17 protein-coding genes are annotated in these 20,156 nt (G+C 52.7%); 8 read left to right on the forward strand and 9 right to left on the reverse strand.

What is annotated here, in order from left to right; translation table 11 throughout:
- The first annotated feature begins 107 nt into the window (after positions 1 to 107).
- The gene (locus PCI15_RS18580) at positions 108 to 1,193 is read left to right on the forward strand and encodes an ABC transporter substrate-binding protein (RefSeq protein WP_271271406.1); all 1,086 of its coding nucleotides are present in this window, start codon (positions 108 to 110) and stop codon (positions 1,191 to 1,193) included.
- A gap of 19 nt (positions 1,194 to 1,212) precedes the next feature.
- Positions 1,213 to 4,701, forward strand: a complete 3,489-nt coding sequence (locus tag PCI15_RS18585) for a bifunctional diguanylate cyclase/phosphodiesterase (protein WP_271271407.1) — start codon at positions 1,213 to 1,215, stop codon at positions 4,699 to 4,701.
- A 902-nt stretch (positions 4,702 to 5,603) separates the two neighbouring features.
- On the opposite strand, the gene PCI15_RS18590 is transcribed toward PCI15_RS18585, so the two are convergent.
- The 6 genes from PCI15_RS18590 to radC all read right to left on the reverse strand — a co-directional run bounded on the left by PCI15_RS18590 (position 5,604) and on the right by radC (position 11,051).
- A complete protein-coding gene (locus PCI15_RS18590; protein WP_271271408.1) occupies positions 5,604 to 7,829 on the reverse strand; it encodes an EAL domain-containing protein in 2,226 nt (741 codons plus the stop codon).
- 101 nt (positions 7,830 to 7,930) lie between these two features.
- Complete coding sequence (locus PCI15_RS18595; protein WP_271271409.1) at positions 7,931 to 8,824, reverse strand: alpha/beta hydrolase; 894 nt, start codon at positions 8,822 to 8,824, stop codon at positions 7,931 to 7,933.
- Positions 8,825 to 8,836: 12 nt separating this feature from the next.
- The gene (gene mutM / locus PCI15_RS18600; protein WP_271271410.1) at positions 8,837 to 9,649 is read right to left on the reverse strand and encodes a bifunctional DNA-formamidopyrimidine glycosylase/DNA-(apurinic or apyrimidinic site) lyase; all 813 of its coding nucleotides are present in this window, start codon (positions 9,647 to 9,649) and stop codon (positions 8,837 to 8,839) included.
- Positions 9,650 to 9,766: 117 nt separating this feature from the next.
- Complete coding sequence (gene rpmG, locus PCI15_RS18605) at positions 9,767 to 9,922, reverse strand: 50S ribosomal protein L33 (RefSeq protein ID WP_205657861.1); 156 nt, start codon at positions 9,920 to 9,922, stop codon at positions 9,767 to 9,769.
- Between the two features lie 11 nt (positions 9,923 to 9,933).
- Positions 9,934 to 10,170, reverse strand: a complete 237-nt coding sequence (rpmB, locus tag PCI15_RS18610; protein ID WP_205657860.1) for a 50S ribosomal protein L28 — start codon at positions 10,168 to 10,170, stop codon at positions 9,934 to 9,936.
- A 182-nt stretch (positions 10,171 to 10,352) separates the two neighbouring features.
- Positions 10,353 to 11,051, reverse strand: a complete 699-nt coding sequence (radC, locus tag PCI15_RS18615; RefSeq protein ID WP_271271411.1) for a RadC family protein — start codon at positions 11,049 to 11,051, stop codon at positions 10,353 to 10,355.
- Positions 11,052 to 11,269: 218 nt separating this feature from the next.
- Here radC and coaBC point away from each other — a divergent pair, with 218 nt between their 5' ends.
- The 6 genes from coaBC to PCI15_RS18645 are packed head-to-tail and all read left to right on the forward strand — an operon-like array spanning position 11,270 to position 16,720.
- Positions 11,270 to 12,472: a bifunctional phosphopantothenoylcysteine decarboxylase/phosphopantothenate--cysteine ligase CoaBC gene (gene coaBC, locus PCI15_RS18620; protein WP_271271412.1), complete on the forward strand. Its 1,203-nt coding sequence runs from the start codon at positions 11,270 to 11,272 to the stop codon at positions 12,470 to 12,472.
- 5 nt (positions 12,473 to 12,477) lie between these two features.
- On the forward strand, positions 12,478 to 12,945 hold the full coding sequence (dut, locus tag PCI15_RS18625) for a dUTP diphosphatase (protein ID WP_271271413.1): 468 nt from the start codon (positions 12,478 to 12,480) through the stop codon (positions 12,943 to 12,945).
- A 38-nt stretch (positions 12,946 to 12,983) separates the two neighbouring features.
- Positions 12,984 to 14,459 carry a phosphomannomutase/phosphoglucomutase gene (locus PCI15_RS18630; RefSeq protein WP_271271414.1) on the forward strand — a complete coding sequence of 492 codons (1,476 nt, stop codon included), beginning with the start codon at positions 12,984 to 12,986 and terminating at the stop codon, positions 14,457 to 14,459.
- Positions 14,446 to 15,357: an acetylglutamate kinase gene (gene argB / locus PCI15_RS18635; protein WP_271271415.1), complete on the forward strand. Its 912-nt coding sequence runs from the start codon at positions 14,446 to 14,448 to the stop codon at positions 15,355 to 15,357. The genes PCI15_RS18630 and argB overlap by 14 nt, the downstream gene beginning before the upstream one ends.
- Positions 15,354 to 15,947 (forward strand): nucleoid occlusion factor SlmA, encoded by a 594-nt coding sequence (gene slmA / locus PCI15_RS18640; protein WP_271271416.1) that lies wholly within the window; start codon positions 15,354 to 15,356, stop codon positions 15,945 to 15,947. Before argB ends, slmA begins: the two co-directional genes overlap by 4 nt.
- An 8-nt stretch (positions 15,948 to 15,955) precedes the next feature.
- Positions 15,956 to 16,720: a sulfite exporter TauE/SafE family protein gene (locus PCI15_RS18645; RefSeq protein WP_271271417.1), complete on the forward strand. Its 765-nt coding sequence runs from the start codon at positions 15,956 to 15,958 to the stop codon at positions 16,718 to 16,720.
- Positions 16,721 to 16,755: 35 nt separating this feature from the next.
- On the opposite strand, the gene PCI15_RS18650 is transcribed toward PCI15_RS18645, so the two are convergent.
- The 3 genes from PCI15_RS18650 to PCI15_RS18660 all read right to left on the reverse strand — a co-directional run bounded on the left by PCI15_RS18650 (position 16,756) and on the right by PCI15_RS18660 (position 20,149).
- Positions 16,756 to 17,607, reverse strand: coding sequence for a divergent polysaccharide deacetylase family protein (locus tag PCI15_RS18650; protein WP_271271418.1), 852 nt, complete (start codon positions 17,605 to 17,607; stop codon positions 16,756 to 16,758).
- An 8-nt stretch (positions 17,608 to 17,615) separates the two neighbouring features.
- Entirely contained in the window at positions 17,616 to 18,935 is a 1,320-nt protein-coding gene (locus PCI15_RS18655) for a S41 family peptidase (protein WP_271271419.1), read from the reverse strand.
- Between the two features lie 62 nt (positions 18,936 to 18,997).
- Positions 18,998 to 20,149, reverse strand: coding sequence for a murein hydrolase activator EnvC family protein (locus tag PCI15_RS18660; RefSeq protein WP_271271420.1), 1,152 nt, complete (start codon positions 20,147 to 20,149; stop codon positions 18,998 to 19,000).
- Between the last annotated feature and the right edge of the window lie 7 nt (positions 20,150 to 20,156).

Genomic DNA, 20,156 nt, shown 5'->3' on the forward strand with positions numbered 1-20,156 from the left:
AATACAAAGATACTTGCACTATCAGATTGCATTAGGTCTTATTATCTAAGCTATCCGGGGACCCGCAACCGGACGAAAAATCATTACCGCTGAGGAGGGGTAATTCTATGTTCACACTGCACCATGTGCCCCACCGGGCGTATCATCTGGCAACGTTGTTTATTGTATTTGCTTTACTGGCATTTAATCCCTCGGTGTCACAGGCAAATCAGGTGTCAGCTAAAGATACCTATAAAGTATTCATTCTGCACAGCTACGAACTGGATCACGTGTGCGGACAACCGCAGAGCGCTGGTGTAACTGAAGCGCTTAACAACTCAGGATTCAGCGGTAAGCGGCTGACCATTGAAGCGTATGCAATGGATACCAAGCGTACCAACACCACACCACAGAGCATTGCCGCTCAGGCTGAAATCGCGTTGCAAAAAATCAGCGAATTCCAGCCTGACGTTCTGGTCACCCTGGACGATAACGCCTTTTATTCCGTTGTGGATGCGCTTGAAGATCCGGACCTTCCCGTGGTGTTCTCCGGACTGAACAACCTGCCGGGCCCGGATACCCAGACCCGCTGGCTGCAAAGCCGTAAGCAACCAGGGGCCAACGTCACCGGGGTTTATGAAAAAATTCACTTTGTTACCGCCGTGCAGGTGCAGCGCAACATTAATACAGAGTTGCGCAAAATGCTGGTACTTTCAGACAACTCACCAACGGGCAAAGCACTGATCAGACAGATCCGTGAAGAACTACAACAGAACCCGCTGGATATAGAATTTGAATACAGAATCACCGACAGCTGGGAGGAGTATCAGCAATTCATTACTGAAGCCAACGCCTCAGATATAAACTCCCTCTACCCTGTCGCCCTGCGCTTAATCGACCGTCTGGGAAAAACCTATACAGGTAACGAAATTTTGCAATGGACAGCAAAACACAGCCGTAAGCCGTCTATTCCGCTTAACTTCTCGTTTGTTCAGCTAGGCTTATTTGGCGGCGCCGGTGTCGATTTTCATGCTATGGGCTATCAGGCGGGCTTAAAAGCCGCAGCCATACTGCAGGGCGAGGAGCCCGGCAATATCCCGATTGACGACGCCAGGCGTTATGCGCTGGTCTTTAATCTGCCCCGGGCCCGGAATTTGGGTATAGAAATTCCGCAGGATATCTTACTGGCAGCAGATATTGTCTATACAGAATAATTACAACCAAGGTGAATCGATGGGCTATCGATCCAAACAATACAGCCTGAAAAAAATAATCTTGCTGACCATTGCCGGGCTGAGCACCGCTTCCACGCTCCTGACCGCCCTGCTGTTACATTACAATTATGACGGCAAACTGCTGCAGGAATTCCAAAGCAAGATTTCGACAGAAAGTCATAACGTCAGCCTTGGCCTGAGTAACAAGCTTAACCAGGTCACTCACCAGCTGAAAGAAATCAGCCTGGATAACTCCATCCGGGTAACCCTGATGCTTGAGGTCGACACCCAGCTTGAAGAGCGGCTTGCGGCTTATCAGGGCTATCCTGAAAATACCGAATTCTTCCTGTGGAGCAGCAAATCAAAGAACATTGCCGCCGCCACTGCCCCTGCCCTGATCGGCTTTGCACAGGCACTCATCAACGGCGAAGCAGGTGAGGGTCAGGCAATCCGGGGGGACGCTGGCAAATTTTTAATCGGCTATGTTCAGCCCATCAAGCGTAAAGGCGAGATGCTTGGTAAGGGCGTCGCCATATATACCTTTTCCGATGAGAGTATAAATACCCGCCAGTTTATGGCCGCTCCCGGCACAGAGGTTCTGATTTCAGGCAAGGAAGACGACTTCTTTCTCGATTCCGGTGAACCGGCGGTCCTGACACAGCAGGAACACGCCGCCCCCGTTCGCAGCTATGACGCGTATCACAATACACCTGCAGATCAGCTCACCCACGTCCAGCTTAACCGGCAGGAAGGCATCCTGCTGCGCTTACCCAGTTTCAGTAACCTGTACTACTTTGCCCCCAAGCAGGAACTGCAACAGGCGCAAATGGAAAGTACCTTTATATCTCTGGCCACCGGGCTGTTCTTTATCTGCCTGAGCATCATATTTGCGTTCTGGCTGACCCGGCGCATCGTACTGCCGCTGCAAACCATTTCAGATATGGCCAAATCCCTTTCAGAAGGTAAGGCCGACACCCTGATTCCGCATTCATCACTGACTGAACTCCACCAGTTCACCCGCTCACTGGTAGAAATCATGTCAAACCTCAAACAGGCGGAAAACAAGCTGCGCATCAACGAGCAACGCTTCCGTCAACTGTTTGAGTCCACCGACGGCATTGCTGTTCAGGGATATGACTCACAGCGTAAAGTGATTTTTTGGAACTCTGCCAGTGAAGAGCTTTACGGCTATTCCGCGAACGAAGCAATCGGACAACAATTTGAAGACCTGCTGCTGCAATCCCGACAGGCAGATCCCCTGCTTGGCCGGTTAATCGCTTTACAGGAAAAAGGCGAATCGCTGCCTTCCGGAGAGCAGCGCCTGCATCATAAGAACGGTGAACCGATTCCGGTTTTCTCCAGCCAGATGCTGCAGTACAACGTCGTCGGAGAGCCGGAACTGTTCCGTATCGACATTGATATACGCCAGCGCATTATTCTCGAACAGACACTGATCAAAACCCGTGACTGCCTCAGTGCCCTGATGGACAACATCGACTCCATCGTCTTTGTTGCTGACCTGGACACCCAGAGCATCATCTTTATTAATCAGTACGGCATGGACGTTCTCGGAGACGTCATAGGCCAGTGTCAGGGCAACCCGCTACAAACCACAGTCGAAGCCCCTTACGCCTGCCGCAAAAGCCTGCTGGAAGCCGACGGAACACCAAACGGCATTCACGTCTGGGAACAGTATGTCAGTGATACCGGCTGCTGGTACGAATGCCGTGACCAGGCCATTCAGTGGCTGGATGGCCACCTGGTCAGAATGCAGGTAGCCACCGATATTACTGCCCGCAAAATCTCAGAACATAAGCTGCTGCTTTCTGACGCGGTATTTAACACCACCAGTGAAGGGATCATGGTGCTGGATTCAGACTTCCGGATTCAGACTGTAAACCCGGCATTCAGTCATATCACCGGCTTCAGCGATCAGGAAGCAAAAGGCATGGCCTCCCCGCTGCTTAAAGCACCGGAACAGCACCGCAGCGATCAGGATAAAGCCATCCATCACGCAATGTCCGGCGCCGGACGCTGGGAAGGCGAAGTCTGGAGCCAGCGTAAAAACGGTGAAAGCTATCCGGAATGGATATCCATTAACCGGGCCAAGAACAGCCACGACAGCAATGATTTTTATGTGGTGCTCTTCCAGGATATAACCACCCGTAAAGAAGCCGACGAAAAGATTCTCTACCAGGCAAACTTTGACGCCCTTACCGGCCTGCCTAACCGAAACCTCTTTGCCCAGCGCTTACGTCAGGCCACTCTGGACGCCAAAGAACATAACACCGATGTCGCATTGCTCTTTATTGGTCTGGGACGCTTTAAACGTGTCAATGACAGCCTGGGCCACAACTACGGTGACATGCTGCTGATAGAAGCCGCTCAGCGCCTGCGGGCAGCGGTTAAAAGCAACGACACCGTTGGCCGACTTGGTGGTGATGAATTCAGCATCATCCTCTCAGATCTGAGAAACCCGGACAAAGTACAGGACATCGTTGAAAAAATTCTCGACAGCATTACCCGCCCATATATGCTGGAAGATAAAAAAGCCTATGTCGCTGCCAGCATCGGTATTACGCTGCACTCCAGTGACGGCAAAGACATCAATACTCTGATGAAAAATGCTGACACGGCCATGTCCATTGCCAAACGTCAGGATAACACCTACCGCTTCTTCACCCAGGACATGGACACTGAAGCACGTCTGCGCCATGATCTGGAAATAGAACTGCGCAGCGCGCTGAACACCCAGCAGTTCGTCCTTCATTACCAGCCGATCTATGACCCGTTCAGCGGCATTCAGTTAAGCACCGAAGCACTGGTACGCTGGATACACCCTGAAAAAGGGCTGATACCGCCGGACCAGTTTATTCCACTGGCGGAAGAAACTCAGCTGATCGTCCCACTGGGTTCTCAGATTCTCTTCCAGGCCTGTAAGGATGCTGCCAACTGGCCTGAAAACGAAGGTATTCAGCCAAGCGTTGCGGTCAACATATCCAGCCAGCAACTGTACCGCAGCGACATCATTCAGACGGTTAAACATGCACTGGAAATCAGCGGGCTGCCACCGGAACGCCTGGATCTGGAGATCACCGAAAGCGTCCTGCTGTCCGATGACACCGCCGTGATGGACACCCTGCTGGCAATCCGTCAGTTGGGGGTTGGGATATCCATAGACGACTTCGGCACCGGCTACTCTTCCCTGAGCTACCTGAAGAAATTCCCGGTTACCAAACTGAAAATCGACCGCTCCTTTATTGCTGACATTACCAAAGATACCGATGACCGGACGCTGGTACAGGCAATTCTGGCTATGGCAAAAGGCATGGGGCTCACCGTTGTTGCCGAAGGTGTAGAAGACGCAGAACAGCTGGAGTTCCTCCGTGAGCACCGCTGTGACCTGGTACAGGGATACTTCTTCAGCCGACCGATTCCCAATGAAGAGCTGCATGAGCTACTGGATCTCTCATTTGAAATCAGTGAAGTAGAAGATACCGAAAAATAAATGACAATTAGTCTCAAAAACAGTTGATAATAATTATCATTAAGATAATATAGATCCCGCTCGTAAGTGATCAGCAAAACCTCTCACCTCACCGGGAATTTGCTGCGGGAAGGTGCCTGATTTGGCCAGGCACTTTCTCAACCATACATTTACCGGCAACGGTTACACCCTGGCAGGTGCTGACCGTTAGCTACAGGCTCTTGTCATAAGTATTTTTTAACCGGATGCATGCATCCGGTTTTTTTTCGCCTGCGGTTTCTGTAAACCACTTTCAGATACATTATTCACAATTAAATGATAATAAATATCAAAACCAGTTGATAATCATTATCATTAATGTAATATAGATCCTGCTCGTAAGTAATCAGTAATACCTCTCACCTCACCGGGAATTTACTGAGAGAAAGTGTCTGATTTGGCCAGGCACTTTCTCAACCACTTACCTGCAACGGTAATGACTCTGGCAGGTTATTACCGTTAGCAATAGGCTCTTGTCATAAGTATTTTTACCGGGTGCTTGCACCCGGTTTTTTTTCGCCTGAAATCCTCCCATCTCCCCTCCTGTAGCAACAGATCCGGAAAACAATCACGGGCGGAGAAGCAGAGAAGCAGAGAAGCAGAGAAGCAGAGAAGCAGAGAAGCAGAGAAGCTGATATAAAATAAAAGGCACCTGAAGCTAGACTTCAGATGCCTCTAATATCAAATCAGCATTAATAACAGCAGCGTTGTCGCAATAGCAGTTACAACAGGAAAGCTAAGGACAGAAGTAATCGCCTGTGTATTGAAACTCATAACAACCTCCATGCTTAAAATCAGAGGCTATGATAACGACAAACTACCCACATGTAAATGATAATGATTATTATAAAGAATAACGGATTACCGTTTATCCTCTGTAAGCATCATGACACAAGCTCTGCATTCAGGTTTTGCGAAATCTCAGCTTCAAGCCCGGGCAAAATAAACGCTTCAGGTAGCGGCCTGCTATAAAGGTAGCCCTGCGCCTGATCGCAATTAAGCTCCATCAGCAATGCCCGCTCTTCTTCCGTTTCCACACCCTCTGCAATAACGGACATACGTAAAGCATGTCCCATCTGCAGAGACGCCTTAACGATCTGCAAACTGGAATTGTCGTTGGTGATCTCGCGGATAAAGCCCTGGTCCAGCTTCAGCTTATCAACCGGCAGGTTCTTCAGATACAACAGTGAGGAGAAACCGGTACCGAAATCATCGATCGCAAACTGTACACCCTTTTCATTCAGCGCCAGCATTGTTTCTTTGGCCTGTGATAAGTCTCCCATGAAAAGAGACTCTGTAATCTCAAGCTCAAGGGAGCGAGCTGATAAACCCGTCTCTTCCAGCGTGCTGAGCACTTTTTCAACAAAATCAGGCTCAACAAACTGCTTCACTGAAACGTTTACCGCGACACGCTCAAACTCAACACCCTGCCGCTGCCACTGTACCGCCTGCCTGCAGGCCATACCCAGCACCTGATCACCCAGGGTAATCATCATGCCTTCTTTCTCAGCGATTTCGACGAAGATATTCGGCGGGATACGCCCTTTTTCCGGGTGGTTCCAGCGAACAAGCGCCTCAAAACCACAGATCTTTCCACTGCCCATTACCAGTTGTGGCTGATATTCAAGGTACAGCTGCTTATTATCCAGCGCCTCACGCAATGCCGATGCCAGTGCCTGCCGTTCGTTCATCTGCGCAGTCATTTCCGCACAATAGAACATATACCCGCCAGGGTTTACCTCTTTGGCACGGTGCAACGCCAGATCAGCGTATTCAAGCACCGCCAGCGTATCCAGTGCACCTTCATGATTACTGGCAATCCCCACAGAAGACGTAATTGTGAGGCTTTGATCTCCGTGAGACATTGGCTTACTCACTTCAGCAATCAGTATCTCAACAAGGTTTTTCAGCGACCCCTGATTATTGTCACCGGGAATAAACACGGCAAACTCATCACCACTGATCCGGGCAACTTCACAACCAGCTTCAAGACGACTCTGAATGCGCTCAGCAACCCGTTTGAGCATATAATCACCCACTTTATGTCCCAGTGAGTCATTGATCAGCCTGAATGCATCAAGCCCGAACAGTAATAATGCAAACGCTGGTGCCTTCTCTCCCACGGCATCAAGGTCCTGCAGCATATCCTTAAAATACTGACGGTTACGCACCCCGGTAAGATCATCATGAAACGCCAGATAGCGTACTTCTTCCTCTATCTTCTGGCGGCTTTTAACTTCTTTTTTCAGGCTGCGGTTCCACAGAAACAGACCCGCCAAACCAACCACCAGCAATGCCAGTACTAACCACAAAACGCCCTCCTTGACCTTGCCGATATCAACCCGCAGGCTGTCCTCCGGCTTCAGCCACTCCTGGCTGAAACGGTCTGCTGTTGCAGCCGGAATTGCTGCTAACCCTTTACTTAATAGCTGATGGAGCATCTGCGCATCAATACCGGTTGCAAAAGACACCCGGTAATCAAACCCAACATCGCCAACAATGCTCAGGTTATTTATGCCCTGCTGCAGCGAATACTGATACCCGCCGGAAGGATACGCGCCCACCCCGGCCACTTCACCGGTCACCAGCAAATCAAACGACTCTTTAATATCTCCGGACTCTACCAACTCAATCCGGGGATAATTTTTACGAATAAATTCCGCCAGTGCAGTATCGGCCCGCACGGAAAACTTCATCCCGGCAAAGTCAGCCATTTCGGCGGTATCAAACAACTCTTTACGGGTAAAAATCTTATTCGGCAAATACGCGTAACTGGGCGTAAAACGCAGATATTTCTCCCGCTCCACTGTTTTGGCAATGCCAAAAATCACATCGATCTCACCGGCACGCATCGCTGACATCATCGCGCTGTAAGAATCGAACTTGATATAGTTAAACGGTGTTTCCAGCTGCGTTTCTATCTCCCGCAGGAAATCCACTGAAAGACCTTCAATCCCGCCGTCATCAGCCAGAACTGTTAAATAAGGCGGCACAACCGCCAGACCAATGCGCACCGGTGCCTGTCTGGCATCCAGCCACGCCTGCTCCTGAGCCGACAAATCAATCTTAGCCGCATTAACCCAGGTAATACTCAGCAAGCTTAATAACAAGCAACATACTGACAACAATCTAGCCACATCAACTCCCGGCTAACTACATGATTCAACTAAAATAAACTAAAGGACTGTACTCTGGGGAAAGCCCCCTCTTCTTACAAGGCTTTTCTCAGCCACTTCCCAACAATACCTGTCAGTTTGGGAGGTGATTGCAAAGGTAACATATGCCCCTCCCCGGAAACAGTTATCATTTCTATCTGATGTACAGACTGTTCTGCAACCCTTTTCGCGTAATGAGCCGATAACACCCTATCGTCCTCCCCCTGGATCACCAGCAACCGGAACGGATATGCCTGACGCATAATCCCGGCCCGGTGACTGAAGAGCCCTGCCAGTGTCCGCAAAGGATAAGCCATGACCAGCAGAGGATCATGCTCTAACAACGCCTGCGCCGGATGACCACTGATCAGCTGCCTGAAGTTCAGCACATTGTGTAAGGGTACCGGCCACTGTGGAAGCCACTGAGCACTCCCCCGAATCCATTGCCAGCCCCAGAAATGCCACCAGTCCGGCGGGACTTCTGTCACCAGCAATGTCTGACAGATAACGGCCTGAATTCTCGGATCATGCTCTGCCGCAGCAAGCGCCAGCATCCCCCCAACAGAGTGTCCAAAAGCAACTTTTGGCCCACTGAACTCATCCTCCAGCACATCAAGAATCTGCGATGTGATCCGCTGTACATCTTCCGGCAGATAACTGCCTGCGGTACCGCCGGAATACCCATGCCCGGGAGGATCAACCCCCACCACATTAAATCCCTGCTCAGCCAGCGAGGCTAACAATCCGGCATAAAGCTCTGCATACGCAGACAACCCCGGAAAAAAAATAACCAGAGGATCTGATGCCGATGCCGACCGGTACAGTTCACAGCGAATATCAGCATTCGTCAGTTGCAGACATTCACGTTGCTGCAACGCACGGGTATTACCCAGCGCAGCATGAAGCTGACGGTAAAAATCATCGTTTCCGGCACGGGCTGCAAGGGTCATAGTCGGCTCCTGCTAACGCTGACAATTCGGACAAAATACCGTACTGCGCTGTCCCAGACGAATCTCTGTTAAGGGCGCATCACACCGGACACAGGCCTCACCGCCTCGCCCGTACACCGACAGCTCCTGCTTGAAATAACCGGGCTTTCCGTCTCCGCCGATAAAATCCTTCAGGGTAGTACCGCCCTGCGCGATGGCCGCCGCCAGGATCCGTTTAATTTCGGTTACCAACTGCGCTATACGCTGCCGCGAAATACGACCTGCCGCCCGCTTCGGATGGATACCGGCAGCAAACAGCGCCTCATTGGCGTATATATTCCCCACCCCGACAACCACAGCCGAATTCATAACCAGCTGTTTGATGGCCACCTTACGTCCGGCACAGGCAGCCTGTAAATGATCCGCATCAAATGCATCACTTAATGGTTCCGGCCCCAGCTTAACCAACAACTCGTGCTGCTCTCCCCTGGGCTGCCACAACAGAGACCCAAAGCGGCGCGGGTCCGTCAGCCGCAGTGCCATGCCGTTTTTCAGCACCAGATCCACGTGATCATGATAGGCCGGAGGCTGATCTGCTGAGACCATATATAAACTGCCAGACATGCCAAGATGGTACATCGCCGCGCCCTGATCAGTATTCAGAAGCAGATACTTACCCCGCCGCTGTACCGACTCAATCACCTTTCCTTTCAGCCAGCCAGACAACTGCTCCGGAACCGGCCAGCGCAACTTTGGCTGCCGGACGATCAGCTGATCAATCTCTTGCCCCACAATATGAGGCTCTATACCCCGACGGGTCGTTTCTACCTCAGGTAACTCCGGCATGATTTTTCCCAATTAAGATTAAACGCTGCAGCCAACTCTACTACAGCTGATATGTGGCACAAACGGCAGACGAAAAAAAAACCGGACAGGCCGGGTTTTTCTTTCAGTAGCAAGATCTTACTTGATCTTAGCTTCTTTATACATAACGTGCTGACGAACAACAGGATCGTACTTCTTCATTTCCAGCTTATCCGGAGTCGTACGCTTGTTCTTAGTAGTCGTGTAAAAGTGACCAGTTTTTGCAGATGAAACCATCTTAATCTTATCGCGCATGAGACTGCTCCTTAAACCTTGATGCCGTTCTTACGAACGTCTACCAGCACAGCATCGATACCTTTCTTATCGATGATACGCATACCTTTAGAAGAAACGCGCAGACGTACAAACTTCTGCTCGCTCTCAACCCAGAAGCGGTGCCAGTGCAGGTTTGGCAGGAAACGACGACGGGTTCTGTTCAGTGCGTGGGAAACATTGTTTCCTGTTACAGGACGCTTACCTGTAACCATGCAAACTCGAGACATGTTAAATACCTTTTTCTGTAATCATTGCCTTCGCAGGCCGTTAACCCCTATCCGATGCTTATCAACCGGTGAAAACTTACCGGCTTCAGGCGGAGCGTCTGTACCAGACATAATCCCATACCATGGATAGAAGAGCGCGCATTTTACAGAAAATAAATCCCATAAGCCAGTGCTATATGTATTTATTTATCGGGGATCGCTGACGGGTAAAACAGCCCCCGCTCCGCCATCGAAACCACCTCTGAAGCGCCGATCACCATATGATCCAGTAAGCGCACATCCACCAGCAACAACGCCTGCTGCAGATGCCGGGTAATATCCACATCCGCATCACTGGGCTCAGCCACCCCGGAAGGATGGTTATGACAGATAATAAGTGCCGCAGCATTATGCTTTAAAGCCAGCTTCACCACCTCCCGGGGATGCACACTGGCGCTGTCAATCGTGCCGTAGAACAGCTCTTTAAAGCAGATAACCCGGTGCCGGCTGTCCAACAGCAACGCCGCAAACACTTCCTGTGAATAATGTCGCAACCGGTTCCCCAGATACTCTTTCACCTCCCGGGGAGAATCCAGGACCGAACTGCGCACCAGCGCTTCACCCTGAATACGCAGGCTGATCTGTAAGGCCGCCTGCAGCTGAACATACTTTGCAGTGCCGATGCCTTTCACCGCGCACAAATCTTTCTGCGAAGCCCCGGCAACACCGGCTAAGCTGCCGAACTCTCTTAACAATTCGCGGGCCATATCTACGGCACTGCTGCCGGAAATACCGGTACGCAGAAAAATCGCCAGCAACTCCGCATCCGAGAGCGAACCGGCCCCTTTGTGTAATAACTTTTCCCGCGGACGCTCCTGCGCCGGCCAGTCTGTAATCGCCATCCCTGCTCTCCTGACTGTTATACATCCCTGTATCATTTGACCGGCCCGCGCTGGCATGCAGAGCAACCGGTTACTCATACCCTAATAGGGCCATCGGGAAAAACCAACCGCTATTCCCCCCTCCGATGTATTTATTGCACCTGCAATAAGTGGTATCTTTGTCGGCCTTTTCAGACGCAGTTTGCGTCAATAGCTAGCAACGGTGGTCGCTCAAGGGTATGCACAGACTCACTAACCGACAGATTATTTTAGGTATAACCGGCGGTATTGCGGCGTATAAAAGCGCTGAACTGACCCGGATTCTGAAAACCCACGGCGCCGATGTCAGGATCGTCATGACCCCTGCGGCCTGTGAATTTATTACCCCGCTGACCCTGCAGGCACTTTCCGGCCATGCTGTTCATCAGCATATTCTCGACCCGGAAGCAGAAGCTGGCATGGGCCATATCGAACTGGCCAAATGGGCAGATATGATTCTGATCGCCCCCGCCAGTGCCGACTTTATGGCCCGCCTGAACAGCGGCATGGGTAACGACCTGCTCAGCACGATTTGTCTGGCCAGTGAAGCCCCGGTTGTCCTCGCGCCTGCCATGAATCAGGCCATGTGGCGTGATGTTCAGACACAGCAAAACGCCACCGATCTGCAAAACAAGAATATCCGTCTGCTGGGCCCCGGTGTGGGCGATCAGGCCTGTGGCGACAACGGCCCCGGCCGAATGCTCGAACCACTGGAAATTGCCAGCCAGGCAGCGGCGCTGTTTGAACAGGGCTCACTGGCCGGCAAACAGGTATTCATTACTGCCGGCCCGACCCGGGAAGCACTGGACCCGGTCCGTTACATCAGTAACCACAGCTCCGGTAAAATGGGCTATGCGCTGGCCGCCGCCGCGGCAGATGCCGGTGCACGGGTAAAACTGATCAGCGGGCCGGTTAACCTTGAAGCTCCGGCACGCTGTGAACGGGTTCAGGTTGAAAGCGCTCAGCAAATGCTGGATGCCTCTCTGGACGGCATCAGCGACTGTGACATTTTCATCGCTGCCGCCGCCGTCGCTGATTACCGCCCGGTATCAGTTGCCGAGCATAAAATGAAAAAAGGCAAAGAAGAGCTGATGGAACTGCATCTGGTGAAAAATCCGGACATTGTCGCCACCATCGCCAGCCAGCCGGACAATCCTTTCTGTATCGGTTTTGCCGCAGAAACCCAGGACGTTGTCGCTTATGCTCAGGATAAGTTACAGCGTAAGAATCTGGACCTGATCATTGCCAATGATGTATCCCGCAGTGATATCGGTTTTAACAGCGATGAAAATGCCGTCACTGTCATCAGCAAAACAGCGGCTACCCCCCTGCCACAAACCAGCAAACGGTTACTGGCCAAACAACTGATTAACCTGATCGCCGACCAGTACGCCGGAAAGTGAACCCTATGACAACACAAAAACAGTCTCTGCAGGCAAAAATTCTGGACGCCCGTATCGGCACTGAATTTCCACTGCCCCACTACGCCACCGAAGGTTCTGCCGGGCTGGACCTGCGCGCCTGTATCGACGCACCTCTGACGCTGGCCCCGGGTGAAACACAACTGCTACCTACCGGGCTGGCTATTCACGTCGCTGACCCGAATCTGTGTGCAATGCTCCTGCCCCGCTCAGGGCTCGGCCATAAACACGGGATTGTACTGGGCAACCTGGTTGGCCTGATCGACTCCGATTATCAGGGACAACTGATGGTCTCCTGCTGGAACCGCAGCGACCGCGCATTCACCGTTGAACCCGGCGAACGCATCGCCCAGATGGTACTGGTTCCCGTTGTGCAGGCCAGTTTCGAAATCGTTGAAGAATTCAGCGACAGTGACCGCGGTGAAGGCGGCTTTGGTTCATCCGGCCGGCACTGAGCCCGAACCCGGAACAGATTAAGGACACCCTGAACAGCATGGCAAAACCCTTCGACCCAGCGAGCATCGACCCGAATATTTTCCGGGCCTATGATATTCGTGGCATTTTCGGCCAGACACTCAGCGAAGCCTGCGCCGAAAAAATCGGCCAGGCCATCGCCAGCGAAGCCCGTGCCCGGCATATCAGCACACTGGCGGTTGGCTATGACGGCCGCCTGTCCGGGCCAGCACTTAATGACGCCCTGATCAGAGGCATCATCACTGCGGGCATCAATGTTGTGAGCATTGGCATGGTGCCCACTCCCGGCCTGTATTTCGCCACCGTACTGCTGGGCACAGGCTCCGGCATCATGATTACCGGCAGCCACAACCCGACGGATTACAACGGCTTCAAAATCATGCTGGGTGGTGAAACACTGGCGGATGAAGCCATTCAGCAACTGCACCGGCGGATTGTCAGCGATGATTTGCACAGCGACCCGGTTCCCGGCCATATTCGTCAGCAGGACGTACAGCCGGACTATATCGCCCGTATCGCCGAACAACGGACACTGGACACACAAAACACACCCCTGAAGGTGGTCATCGACTGTGGTAACGGCGTGGCCGGCCCCTGGGTACTGGCACTGACGAAGCACCTGGGCTGTGAGGTCATCCCACTGTTCTGTGACGTTGACGGCAACTTCCCCAACCACCACCCGGACCCGGAACATGCAGAGAATCTGCAGGATCTGATCCGCACGGTTAAAGAGACCGGTGCCGATATCGGGCTGGCATTTGACGGTGACGGTGACCGTCTGGGGGTTGTGGATAATCACGGTCACATCCGCAACACCGATGAGCTGCTTTGCCTGTTCGCACTGGAAGTCCTGCAACAACATCCCGGCAGCGAAGTGGTCCATGACGTCAAATGCTCGCTGAACCTGCGCCGCCTGATCGAAAACAACGGTGGTAAAGCCACCATGTGGCGCTGCGGGCATTCCATGATCAAAGGCCGGATGAAACAAACCGGCGCCGCCTTTGGCGGGGAGTTCACCGGTCATCTGTTCTTTGCCGAAGACTGGTACGGCTTTGATGACGCCCTGTATACCGCGGTGCGCGTTCTGGAAATGCTGATCCGGGCAAAAAACAACCAACAGGACGCCGCGGCGCTGTTCGATGCACCGCTGGCCGGATATCCGGCCTGTATTGCAACGCCGATGATTCACATCAGCAGCACCGAAGACACCAAATTCAAGATTATCAGCCAGTTACAGCAACTGGACTTTAATGATGCCCGGGTGAGCACGATTGACGGCCTGCGGGTAGAGTTTTCTGACGGCTGGTTTGGCATCCGCGCCTCCAACACCAGCCCGAACCTGACACTCAGGGCAGAGGCCGACACAGCTGAAGCCCTGCAACGCATTTACACGACCATTTATAGCCATCTGACACAGCTGGCACCTGAACTTCAGGTCCCGCAGGAATGGCTGAAAACCGGAACAAACCAAGAGACAGACCATGCCTTTAACTAGAAAAGCGGCGATGAACACCGCCAACGTACTGAGTGAGGCACTGCCTTACATTCAGTGCTTTACCGGTAAAACTGTAGTGATCAAATACGGCGGCAACGCCATGATCGACGACAAGCTGAAAAACAGCTTTGCCCGTGACATCGTGATGATGAAAACTATCGGTATCAACCCGATCGTGGTTCACGGCGGCGGTCCGCAGATCGGTGATCTGCTGGAAAAACTGGCCATTGAGTCACATTTCGTTAACGGTATGCGGGTCACCGACTCCAAGACCATGGACGTTGTGGAAATGGTGCTTGGCGGTATGGTTAACAAAGACATCGTTGGCCTGATCAACAGCAACGGCGGTAAAGCCATCGGTATGACCGGTAAAGACGGCATGCTGCTCAGCGCCCGCAAGCTGAAAGTGAAACACAAGACACCGGAAATGAAAGCCCCGGAAATTATCGACATCGGCCACGTGGGCGAAGTTGAAAACGTCAACGTTGATGTGCTGAACATGCTGGTGAACTCCGACTTCATCCCGGTTATCGCCCCAATCGGGGTTGGCAAAGACGGTACCTCTTACAACATCAACGCCGACCTGGTTGCCGGTAAAGTCTCAGAAGTTCTGCAGGCCGAAAAACTGATCCTGCTGACCAACATCGAAGGCCTGCTGGATAAAGACGGTAAAGTACTGACCGGCCTGACGACCGAGCAGGTTGACGGACTGATCGAAGACGGCACCATCTACGGCGGCATGCTGCCGAAGATCGACTGCGCTCTCAACGCCGTCAAAGCCGGTGTCACCAGCGCACATATCATTGACGGCCGGGTCGAGCACTCCTGCCTGCTCGAAATTTTCACCGATGAAGGTGTCGGTACCCTGATCACCAACAAAGCAGCGGATGCATCATGAACCAACCTGAAAAAGTATCCCGCCGGGAACAGATCCTCCAGGCACTGGCAATGATGCTGGAAAATGACCCCGGTGCCCGCATTACCACCGCCTCACTGGCCAAACAGGTCGGTGTATCGGAAGCGGCCCTGTACCGTCACTTTCCGAGCAAGGCCCGGATGTTTGAAGGGCTGATCAGCTTCATTGAAGAAACCATCTTCAGCCGGGTGACCCTGATCACTCAGTCAGACGCCACGGCACTGAAACAATGTGAGCAGATTCTTACCCTGTTGCTGGCATTTGTGGAACGTAATCCGGGAATGGCCCGTATCCTCACCGGTGACGCACTGGCCGGCGAAACTGACCGTCTGCGCCAGCGGATCAATCAGTTCTTCGAGCGGCTGGAAACCCAGATCAAACAGATCCTGCGGACCGCCGAACAAACCGAAGGCCTGCGTACCGAACTGCCGGGCGGCGCGACCGCTAACCTGTTACTGGCCAGCGCCGAAGGCCGTATCCGCCAGTTCGTCCGCAGTGAATTTAAAAACCGCCCGACTCAGAACTGGGCTGACCAGTGGAACGTGCTCGCTAGCGCTGCAGCCCGCAGCTAAGGCCCTACATGACCGAACAGCTGGGTCTGTTACTGGTATCTCTGCTGGCCAATGGTTTATCTGCCATGGCCGGCGGAGGTGCCGGTTTACTGCAACTCCCGGTCCTGCTTTTTCTGGGACTGTCTTTCAGCACCGCACTGGCCACCCACAAAATTGCCAGCGTAGCGCTGGGACTGGGTGCCACCCTTCGCCACCTGAAAGAAAGCACACTGGAACGGCGTTTCTGTGGCTATATTCTGGCCACCGGCCTGCCCGGCGTAGTGCTGGGTGGCATCGTCGTTCTGCAGATTCCTGAAAAGATCACCCTGATCAGTCTCGGCATACTGACCGCCGGCCTGGGAATCTATTCGATTTTCAAAGCCAGCCTCGGGCTGGAATACACACCAAAACACCGGGACCTGGCCGGCATGATCACCGGTGGGCTGGTGCTGTTTTTTATCGGTGTGCTGAACGGTTCACTGACGTCCGGCACCGGCCTGTTTGTTACTCTCTGGCTGGTGCGCTGGTTCGGGCTGGATTATAAACGGGCAGTGGCGTATGTGCTGGTGCTGGTCGGCATGTTCTGGAACGGTTCCGGGGCCATCACAGTGGCCCTGCAAACACCGCCACAATGGTCATGGTTGCCGGCGCTGATCCTTGGTGCATTGATCGGCGCTTACGCCGGCGCACATCTGGCGCTGGCCAGAGGAAACCGGGCGATTAAACGGATTTTTGAAGCCCTGACAATTCTGGTGGGCATTAAACTGATATTCGACGGTATCGCCATCATCTGACAGTTATCCGGTTACTGACTGTAAGCGACTGCAAGTCACTGGCCGTACCCTTTAACCTGACATTCTTCAGCTTCACAGAAATGCTGCCGGGCACGTTCCAGATCCTGGCTGTCCTGCATCTGTAACAGGAAGCCGCTTGGGGCTACCAGCTGTATCCCTAACTCTCCCAGACGGGGTAAAGCTTCCTGTAAAAAATTAATCGTCACCGGATACGGGTGGCCAATCAGCACAGCAAAGCCCCGTTCACGGGCCAGCGCCACGCCTGCATTAAACTGCCGCTCAACAAATTCCGGGGTTTGTTCATGATCAAGAAAAATATCCCGGATCAGCCAGGGAATGTCAGCCTGACGGGCCGCTTTCCAGGCAACCGTATCGGAGGTGGTCAGGCTATCAATAAAAAACATCTGCTGCTTTTTCGCCACTTGCATGGCCCACTGCATCTGAGGATTTTTCTGGGTCAGCAGGCTGCCCATATGATTATTAAATCCCACCGCATAAGGCACGGCTTTCAAACCGTCCCGCAGGGTTTTCAGAAACACCGCTTTACTCAGTGAATCCGTCAGCCCACCGGGGCCAAGTGCCAACTTATGGGTATTATCCATCGGCACATGCACCATGACGTCCTTACCCTGGCTGTTAGCCATCTCAGCCAGCACCTTACTTTTAGGGGTATGCGGCAAAATGGCATACGCCAGCGGACCGGGTAAGTTAATCGCCGCAATCCCCTGCGCCAGATTATCCCCCATATCATCTATGATGATCACCAGACGTGGTTGCTGACTGTCGGCACTGACCGGCGGCACAAAGGCCGTGCAGATAAACGCAAAACAGGCAAACAGCAGAAATGCTGTTTGCCTGTTCAGAACAAAGTATGCAGATGTTACCACTGAGCTGCCTAGTTCTGGTTATCAGCCGCTTTTTCAGTCACTTTACGGGCAATCGCCAGACCACGTAACAAACCGATGGCTTCATATAGCTGGTAATCGGTTTCGGCAATCCGGCGCACATCGGTCACCGCATCTTCAGAACCGTCTTCGCCGTTTTCAAGATGGCCGCTCAGGTCACTTTCTTTGATGAAGTTACCGCTTTCACGCAGTTTGATTTCGGCCTCAGCCACATAAATATCCGGCTTAATGCCCTGGGCCTGAATTGAACGGCCGCTCGGCGTAAAGTAACGGGCAGTGGTGAGTTTCAGCGCCCGCTCCTTGGTCAGCGGCAATACCGTCTGTACCGACCCCTTACCAAAGCTGTCTACACCCATGATGACGGCGCGGCCCTGATCCTGCAGCGCACCGGCAACAATTTCAGACGCAGAGGCAGACCCCTGGTTAATCAGTACCACCAGTGGAATATCGGTCAGGCGTTCACTGGTCGCTTTATATTGCAGTTCAGAATTAGCTTTGCGGCCCTTGGTGTAAACAATCAGCCCCTCATCCATAAACGCATCACTGACATCCACCGCCGCACGTAACACGCCACCGGGGTTATTACGCAGATCCAGCACCAGACCTTTCAGTTCGGTTTCGGCTTCCAGCTTTTCCATTGCCCGTTTCAGGTCGTTACCGGTATTCACCTGGAACTGGGTAATCCGCAGGTAACCGATGCCGTCATCCAGTACCCGCTGCTTCACGCTGGCAACCCGGATCACATCCCGCACCACGGTAATTTCCAGCGGTTTTTCCTCACCTTCCCGAACGATGGTCAGCACCAGTTCAGACCCTGCCGGGCCCCGCATCAGCTCGACCGCATCATTAAGGTCCATGCCCTGAACCGCCTGATCACCCAGTTTAATAATCAGGTCCCCGGCTTTCACACCGGCCTTTTGCGCAGGGGTATCATCAATCGGCGTGATTACGCGGACAAAACCGTCTTCCATGCCCACTTCAATCCCCAGACCACCAAATTCGCCGCTGGTGTGGGTCTGCAGTTCGGAAAAGGCACTCGGTTCAAGATAAGTGGAATGCGGATCAAGCCCGGCCAGCATACCGCGGATCGCATCTTCCAGCAGCTGTTCATCGCTAACCTGCTCAACATAGTCCTGACGGATACGGTCAAATACCTCAGTAAACACCCGGATTTCTTCCAGTGGCAGAGGTTTTACAACCGGCGCGGGCGCGTCTTCAGCCTGAACGACACCGCCCAGTAATGACATACTCAATAAACATGGCAAACCCAGAGGTTTACACAGACTCGCTAGCTGCTTGGTCAGCTTCATACTGAATCCTTAATTCTGTGGATATCAGACGATGATATCCAGGCTACATTCCTGTTGGCCGGTCAGCGCCTCACCAGCCATTGCTTTGGATTTCGCGCTTTTCCTTTATACCGTAAGGCAAAGAATAAACCGGGCTTACTGTTACCGCCACTGTTTCCTACTGTGGCAACGGTTTCTTTGGCAGAGACCCATTCACCGACATCTTTTAACAAGCTGTCCGCCTGGCCGTACATGGTCATATAACCGCCGCCATGATCAATGATCAGCAGCAGACCATAGCCCCTGAGCCAGTCAGAGAATACCACCCGGCCGTGATGAATCGCTTTAACTGCCCGCCCCTGTTTCGCCGTCAGTATCACGCCATCAAATCTGACGCCTTCGCGCATGCTGCCAAAGCCACGGGTCAGTTTACCCTTAACCGGCCAGGGCAGGCGGCCCTTCAGCTCTGAAAACGCCCGGTCATTACCGCCCAGCGCAACTTCACTGATGGAGATCTGCAACTGCGCCAGGACTTTCTCCAGCCGTTGCTGATCCGCTTTAAGATTCTTCAGCTTCTTACTGCCAGCCTTCAGGTCTTTTTCCAGCCGGGCCAGGATCTGCTTCCGCTCACTGCGGCCCGCCTTCAGTTCGGTGGCACTTTTCTGTAATGCATCACGACGGTCGAAAACAGTTTGCTGAGTGCTGCGGATTGCCTCTTCTGCCTGATCCAGTTTGACCAGATCATCACGGAAATGTTGCAATTTATCTGCCAGCGTCTGATTAATCCGGTCATAGTACTGCAACATACGGGACACCTGCTCCGGGTCCCGCTGGGTCAGCAACAACTGTAAGCGTGGTAACTTACCGGTTTTATATTGCTGTTTGAGCTGTACTTCCAGCCCCTTAGCCTGCTCCCGCAATGACGCCAGAATCGGTTTGCGCGAGGCCTGTAATTTCTTCAGCTTTGCTTCCGCGCCGCCCAGCTGCTTATTCAGCGTGCCGATCTGTTTGGCCAGCTTGCCGATTTTATTATCAATGCTGCGCAACTCACCCTGTACTGACTTTTTCTCGCCCTGGGTTTCATTCAGGGCAGCCGTCAGTTGGCGGACGCTTTTCTGTAAGGCTTTAATCTGGGCAGCCGTGGCCGCTTCTTCATTCGCCGCGAATGAAAAAGACGGCATCAGGACACATAAAGAAAGTACCAGCAATATCGCTGGCCGATAAATCCGGCTCATAGAAAAA

This window comes from Aliamphritea hakodatensis (assembly GCF_024347195.1).
Classification (GTDB): Bacteria; Pseudomonadota; Gammaproteobacteria; order Pseudomonadales; family Balneatricaceae; genus Amphritea; species Amphritea hakodatensis.

Coding starts and splice junctions, on each gene's coding strand:
- radC (WP_271271411.1), bottom strand. CDS start 11,051: ATGGCGATTACAGACTGGCCGGCGCAGGAGCGTCCGCGGGAAAAGTTA.
- PCI15_RS18580 (WP_271271406.1), top strand. CDS start 108: ATGTTCACACTGCACCATGTGCCCCACCGGGCGTATCATCTGGCAACG.
- rpmB (WP_205657860.1), bottom strand. CDS start 10,170: ATGTCTCGAGTTTGCATGGTTACAGGTAAGCGTCCTGTAACAGGAAAC.
- PCI15_RS18655 (WP_271271419.1), bottom strand. CDS start 18,935: ATGAAGCTGACCAAGCAGCTAGCGAGTCTGTGTAAACCTCTGGGTTTG.
- mutM (WP_271271410.1), bottom strand. CDS start 9,649: ATGCCGGAGTTACCTGAGGTAGAAACGACCCGTCGGGGTATAGAGCCT.
- coaBC (WP_271271412.1), top strand. CDS start 11,270: ATGCACAGACTCACTAACCGACAGATTATTTTAGGTATAACCGGCGGT.
- PCI15_RS18660 (WP_271271420.1), bottom strand. CDS start 20,149: ATGAGCCGGATTTATCGGCCAGCGATATTGCTGGTACTTTCTTTATGT.
- dut (WP_271271413.1), top strand. CDS start 12,478: ATGACAACACAAAAACAGTCTCTGCAGGCAAAAATTCTGGACGCCCGT.
- slmA (WP_271271416.1), top strand. CDS start 15,354: ATGAACCAACCTGAAAAAGTATCCCGCCGGGAACAGATCCTCCAGGCA.
- argB (WP_271271415.1), top strand. CDS start 14,446: ATGCCTTTAACTAGAAAAGCGGCGATGAACACCGCCAACGTACTGAGT.
- PCI15_RS18595 (WP_271271409.1), bottom strand. CDS start 8,824: ATGACCCTTGCAGCCCGTGCCGGAAACGATGATTTTTACCGTCAGCTT.
- rpmG (WP_205657861.1), bottom strand. CDS start 9,922: ATGCGCGATAAGATTAAGATGGTTTCATCTGCAAAAACTGGTCACTTT.
- PCI15_RS18585 (WP_271271407.1), top strand. CDS start 1,213: ATGGGCTATCGATCCAAACAATACAGCCTGAAAAAAATAATCTTGCTG.
- PCI15_RS18630 (WP_271271414.1), top strand. CDS start 12,984: ATGGCAAAACCCTTCGACCCAGCGAGCATCGACCCGAATATTTTCCGG.
- PCI15_RS18645 (WP_271271417.1), top strand. CDS start 15,956: ATGACCGAACAGCTGGGTCTGTTACTGGTATCTCTGCTGGCCAATGGT.